Origin of the sequence: Pseudactinotalea sp., from assembly GCF_048594945.1 — a bacterium.
Lineage (GTDB): Bacteria > Actinomycetota > Actinomycetes > Actinomycetales > Beutenbergiaceae > Pseudactinotalea.
This window is the reverse complement of sequence record NZ_JBMDXJ010000219.1, coordinates 1-5318: the sequence shown is the minus strand read 5'-3', so window position 1 is coordinate 5318 and position 5318 is coordinate 1. Positions and strand designations below refer to the sequence as shown.

Sequence of the window (5318 nt, the reverse complement as noted above, 5' to 3'; positions counted from 1 at the left end):
CGCAGAAAATTGACAGGGTGGCGATGTCGATCGACGCCCTCGCCGCTCGACGGTCTTGTAGGAAGGCGCACACGGCGCCTCCACAACCAAGGAGCACCACGATGAAGTACATGCTGATCATGCGATCCACGGCAGCGGCGGTCGAAGCCTCGAAGGAGATGGACTTCGAGGAGATCATCAACGCGATGGGCGCCTACAACGAGTCCCTCATGAACGCGGGCGTGCTGCTCGCCGGCGAAGGGCTGTCGGATGCGAAGGAGGGCTTCGTGGTCGACTTCGATGCCGACACCCCGATCATCACCGACGGGCCCTACGGCGAGACGCACGAGCTGTTCAACGGCTTCTGGATCCTCGAGGTCGCGAGCAAGGAGGAGGCTGCGCAGTGGGCGAGCAAGTGCCCGCTCGGCCCCGGCAGCAAGCTTGAGGTGCGGCGCGTCACCGACGAGAGCGACTTCGCCGACTTCGCCGACAACGAGTACGTGCAGAAGGAGGAGGGCTGGCGCGAGGAGCAGGCAGCTCGCGCCGAGCGCTGACCATGACCGACATCCGACGCACGGTCGACGCCGTCTGGCGGATCGAGGGCGCGCAGGTGGTCGCGACGCTGGTCCGCGTGACGGGCGATGTCGGCCTGGCGGAGGACCTCGCTCAGGAGGCGGTCGCCGACGCGCTCGTCCAGTGGCCGGAGTCAGGCGTCCCGCGGAACGCGGGCGCCTGGCTCACGGCCGTGGCCAAGCGCAAGGCGATCGACGCCTGGCGGCGCCGGGAACGTCAGGACGAGAAGTACCGCACGATCGCCCATGACCTCTCCGAGACCACCGAGGACGAGTGGGAGCCGATCGAGGACGACGTGCTGCGCCTGATCTTCATGGCGTGCCACCCGGTGCTGTCGCGACAGGCGCAGGTCTGCCTGACGCTGCGCGCGGTCGGTGGCCTGAGCACCGACGAGATCGCCCGCATGATGCTGGTCCCGGTCTCCACGGTGCAGCAGCGGATCGTGCGGGCCAAGGAGACGCTCTCGGCGTCGCACGTGCGGTTCTCCTCGCCGGAGCCGGCCGAGTGGGGTGAGCGACTCGGTGCCGTGCTCGGGGTGGTGTACCTCGCGTTCACCGAGGGGTATGCGGCCACGTCAGGGGATCGGTGGCTCCGCACCGACCTCGCGAACGAGGCGTTGCGCCTCGGGCGCGTGCTGGCGCGGCTGCTGCCGGCCGAGCCCGACGTGCACGGGCTGGTCGCGCTGATGGAGCTGCAGGCGTCCCGGTTCGCTGCCCGCGTAGCCGCCGACGGCACCCCGGTTCTGCTCGCCGACCAGGACCGCAGCCGCTGGGACCACGCCCAGATCCGCCGCGGCCGGGCGGCGCTGGCGCGCGTGGACGAGATCGGGCGCGGTCGCGGCAGCTACGCGCTGCAGGCCTCGATCGCCGAGTGCCACGCGATCGCCCGCAGCGTCGAGGACACGGACTGGGAGCGGATCGTGGTGCTGTACGAGGCGCTCGGCCGGATCGCGCCCAGTCCGATCGTGGACCTCAATCGTGCGGTCGCAGTCTCGATGACCTCGGCCGGACCGGCGGTGGCGCTGCAGATCGTCGAGCGGTTGCAGGAGGGCGGCAAGCTCGCCGGGTCGTCGCTGCTGCCGAGCGTGCGCGGCGAGTTGTTGTCCCAGCTCGGCCGCCTCGACGAGGCCCGCGCCGATCTCATCGCTGCGGCCGACGTGGTGGGCAACGCGCGAGAGGAGCAGGTGCTCCGCGACAAGGCAGCCCGGCTCTGAGTCGCCATCCTTGACCTTGCCCCAGGGCACGATCTTGGATGGAGTCACCCGACCGCGGCACGAGGAGGTGTGATGCCCGTGGAGCACGAGAGAGCTCGCCCAGCTCGCCCGCGTCACCACCAAGGCCGTCAGGTACTGCCACGACGTAAGACTGCTCAGTGAACCGACCCGAGCGGCCGACGGCTACAAGCAGTACGGCGTCGAGCACCTCGTGCGTGTGCTGCAGATTCGCCGCCTGCTCGACGGCGACGCGATGGCCGCGCTCCCGGCGCGCTACTCGCCGCACGTCGACCGCATGATGTCCGAGGGCGCCTGGGCCGACCGGCTGGCTGCGATCGCGCCGGAACCCCGGCGCGCCATGGATGCCGTCGTCGGCGAGGTGCTGCGGGACCTGTACACCCCCGCTCAGCTCGACGTGCTCGTGCGCGTCGATGAGATCAACCGCACCGCGAGGGGAGGGAACCCATGAGTGAGTTCAAGGTCGGTGACACCGTGCAGGCCACGGGCAGCGTCATGACCGGCAACGTCGGCACCGTCGTCTGGATCGACGAGGAGAGGCAGAAGTATCTCGTGCGCATCACGGACGAGACACAGAACTACTTCTCGGCCGCTGAGCTGAAGCTCTTCACTGCCTGACGAGTGAGGGCGGCGTGGCCGGGTGTCGTGGAGAATGGGCACGATGAGTGTCGCCGCTGCCCGGCCCGCGCCCTGGCAGAAGGCGACGGCGGCACTCCCAGGCCCGCTCGCCGTCGTCGACCTCGACGCATTCGAGGCCAACGCGCGGGACCTGCTCGCACGTGCCCAGGGCACGCCGATCCGTGTGGCGTCGAAGTCGCTGCGGGTGCGGTCGCTGATCGAGCGGGCGCTCGCGACTCCCGGTTTCGCCGGTGTGATGGCGTACTCGGTGGCGGAGGCGCTGTGGCTGGTCGAGTGCGGCGTCGAGGACGTGCTGCTCGGGTACCCGAGCGTGGATCGCGCCGCACTCGGACGGCTGGTCTCGGAGCCGCGCGCTCGCGCACGCATCACGCTGATGGTCGACGACGTCGCTCAGGTTGCGCTCGTGGAGCGGGCTCTCATGCGGGCTGGGTCACCCGCCGGGCCGCCGGTGCAGGTCTGTCTCGACATCGACGCCGGACTGCGCGTCGGTCCGGTCCATGTGGGCCCGCGGCGCTCGCCGGTGCGGGACGTCACCGACGCGGTGGAGCTGGCGTGGGCAGTCGAGCGCACCGGGCGTTTGCGGGTGCGCGGCGTGATGTTCTACGAGGGGCAGGTCGCGGGGGTCGGCGAGGCCGGCGTGCGCGGGCCGGTGGTGCGGGCGATGAAGCGGGCGAGTCTTGCGCAGCTGGCCGAGCGGCGTCCCACGATCGTGGCCGCGCTGCAGGCCGAGCTCGGTCGCACGCTCCTTGTCAACGGCGGCGGCAGCGGTTCGCTCGCCGACACCGTGGCGGACCCGACGATCACCGAGGTCACCGCCGGCAGCGGCCTGTACTGCCCCACCCTGTTCGACCACTACGAGGCGTTCACGCCCCGCCCGGCCGCCTACTTCGGGCTCGACGTGGTGCGGCGCCCCACCGACCGCATCGCGACTGCGTTCAGTGGCGGCTACATCGCCTCCGGTCCTGCCGGCGCCGATCGCCTGCCCACGCCGCTCGACGGCGGTACGTACCTCTCCACGGAGGGCGCGGGGGAGGTGCAGACGCCGCTGCGCTACCGCGGGGTCGCCCCCGCCGTGGGCGACCGCGTGTGGTTCCGGCACGCCAAGGCGGGGGAGATGATGGAGCGTTTCGACGTGCTCCACCTCGTGCGCGACGGGCGAATCGAGGACTCCGTGCCCACGTATCGTGGTGAGTCGCGCACCTTCGGGTAGGTGACGTTTCGTCAGTGAAATCGCGGGTTGGGCCGGGTTCGAGGTCGGGAAGTGGGTGAGGTTGTGGACGAGCGGCGGTTCCGACGGCCGGCGATGCTCTCGCCGGAGCAGGCTGAGGCGATCGTGGGCGACATCGACCCCGCGGTGCGGTCCGAGGCGGCGCACACGACCGCGACCGCGATCGTGCACGGTGGCCGCGCGGCCTCCGACGATGCCGCGCTCGTGGACCGGCTCGTGCACCTCGTGGACAGCGAGGGCATCGACACCGTGGCCGCGCTGTGGGCCGACAGCCCGCCGGACACCCTGCCCGGTGCGCTCTGGCGGCTCTACCTGCTCCGCGAGTGGACCCGCCGCGACCCGCAGACGATCGCCGAGCGATACCGGCTCGGTGTGGAGCGCGCGGAGGTCGCGGGCGCGGTCGCCGGTGTGGCCGACACACCCGGCCCGGAGGAGATCCGCACCCTCGCCGATGCCGTGCTCTCCGGCGTGTTCCGCGGCGACCTCGACGTGGCGCTCGAGCGCGCAGGCGCCTTCTGCCGGGTGCTCGCGACTGGATCCGCCCTCGACGCCGACGGCATCGCCGGCTCCGACGACAGCGCCGCCACCCGCGTGACCCGCAACGCCGGTGCCCTCCTCGACACCGCGGGCGAGCTCGAGCAGGCGGCCTCGCTCTGGCGTGCGGACCGGCTCGACTGAGCGACCGGCGCCCGCCGAGCTCGCCGAGACCGAGGCGGAGCGCCGAGGCCGAGGGGTGCACCCCTCGGTTTCGGCGGTGAGCCTCGGTCTCGACGGGGGTCGGCTCGTATCGTGGTGGCGGTGAGCATCGAACCCGGAGCCGTTCGCGACCTCGCTCGTGCCGTCGAGGCGCACGACGGCGTAGCCGCCTTCTCCGAGCAGACTCTCCTCAACCTGACCTCGTCTCGGGAGGACGTCGAGCACCTGCCGGGGCTCGACGGCGGTGCGCTCGTCGCGGACGGCCAGCTTGATCGGGACTCGGCCGAGCTGGCGGTCCATCCGGACCATCGCAGGCACGGTCACGGTGCGGCCCTGCTGGAGGACCTGCTCGGGCGCGCACCGGGCGTGCGCGTGTGGGCACACGGGCCGCACCCGGGCGCAGCGCCACTCGCCGCGAGCCGCGACCTGAGCGTGGTGCGTGAGCTCTGGCTCATGACCGCCCCACCCCCCACCCAGGCGAGCGGACCGGAGATCCCGGGCGACGTCGTCGTCAGCACGTTCGAGCCGAATCGTGACGCCGACGACTGGGTGCGCGTCAACGCCCGTGCCTTCGCGAGCCACCCCGAGCAGGGGCGCATGACCCGCGCCGACCTCGACGCCCGCGCCGCCGAGCCCTGGTTCGACCCGGCGGGGTTCTGGCTCGCGCGCGACGCCGCCGACGGTGCGCTGCTGGGCTCGATGTGGACCAAGGTGAGCGACGGGATCGGCGAGATCTACGTCCTGGGCATCGATCCCGACGCCCAGGGGCGCGGGCTCGGCGGGCTGCTCACCGCCGTCGCGATGGCGTACTTTGCCGGGCGCGACCTCACCGAGGTCGAGCTGTACGTCGAAGGTGACAACACACCCGCGATACGCACATATCAGAAGGCGGGATTCCGCCGTCGGCGGGCTGACGTGCAGTACGCACGCACATAGATTGGCCAGGGTCGGGAGGAGACCCATGACCCTGCG

The 5318-nt window shown here is 71.5% G+C and carries 6 protein-coding genes and 1 pseudogene; all 7 read left to right on the top strand.

Translation table 11 applies throughout. The annotated features are described in order from the left end of the window. Positions 1–101: 101 nt before the first annotated feature. The 7 genes and pseudogenes from ACOJSN_RS09590 (at position 102) to mshD (ending at position 5282) form a co-directional block, all read left to right on the top strand. The gene (locus ACOJSN_RS09590; RefSeq protein WP_420112269.1) at positions 102–533 is read left to right on the top strand and encodes a YciI family protein; all 432 of its coding nucleotides are present in this window, start codon (positions 102–104) and stop codon (positions 531–533) included. 2 nt (positions 534–535) lie between these two features. Beyond that, positions 536–1765 (top strand): RNA polymerase sigma factor, encoded by a 1230-nt coding sequence (locus tag ACOJSN_RS09585; RefSeq protein ID WP_420112268.1) that lies wholly within the window; start codon positions 536–538, stop codon positions 1763–1765. Between the two features lie 94 nt (positions 1766–1859). Then, positions 1860–2234, top strand: a pseudogene (locus ACOJSN_RS09580) (MerR family transcriptional regulator); the annotation flags it as partial. Next, positions 2231–2401: a hypothetical protein gene (locus ACOJSN_RS09575; RefSeq protein WP_420112267.1), complete on the top strand. Its 171-nt coding sequence runs from the start codon at positions 2231–2233 to the stop codon at positions 2399–2401. The pseudogene ACOJSN_RS09580 and the gene ACOJSN_RS09575, both read left to right, overlap by 4 nt. A gap of 43 nt (positions 2402–2444) precedes the next feature. Continuing rightward, positions 2445–3632 (top strand): alanine racemase, encoded by a 1188-nt coding sequence (locus ACOJSN_RS09570; RefSeq protein ID WP_420112266.1) that lies wholly within the window; start codon positions 2445–2447, stop codon positions 3630–3632. Between the two features lie 93 nt (positions 3633–3725). Further along, entirely contained in the window at positions 3726–4328 is a 603-nt protein-coding gene (locus ACOJSN_RS09565; protein WP_420112270.1) for a hypothetical protein, read from the top strand. A 120-nt stretch (positions 4329–4448) separates the two neighbouring features. Next, complete coding sequence (gene mshD, locus ACOJSN_RS09560; protein WP_420112265.1) at positions 4449–5282, top strand: mycothiol synthase; 834 nt, start codon at positions 4449–4451, stop codon at positions 5280–5282. Positions 5283–5318 lie beyond the last annotated feature (36 nt).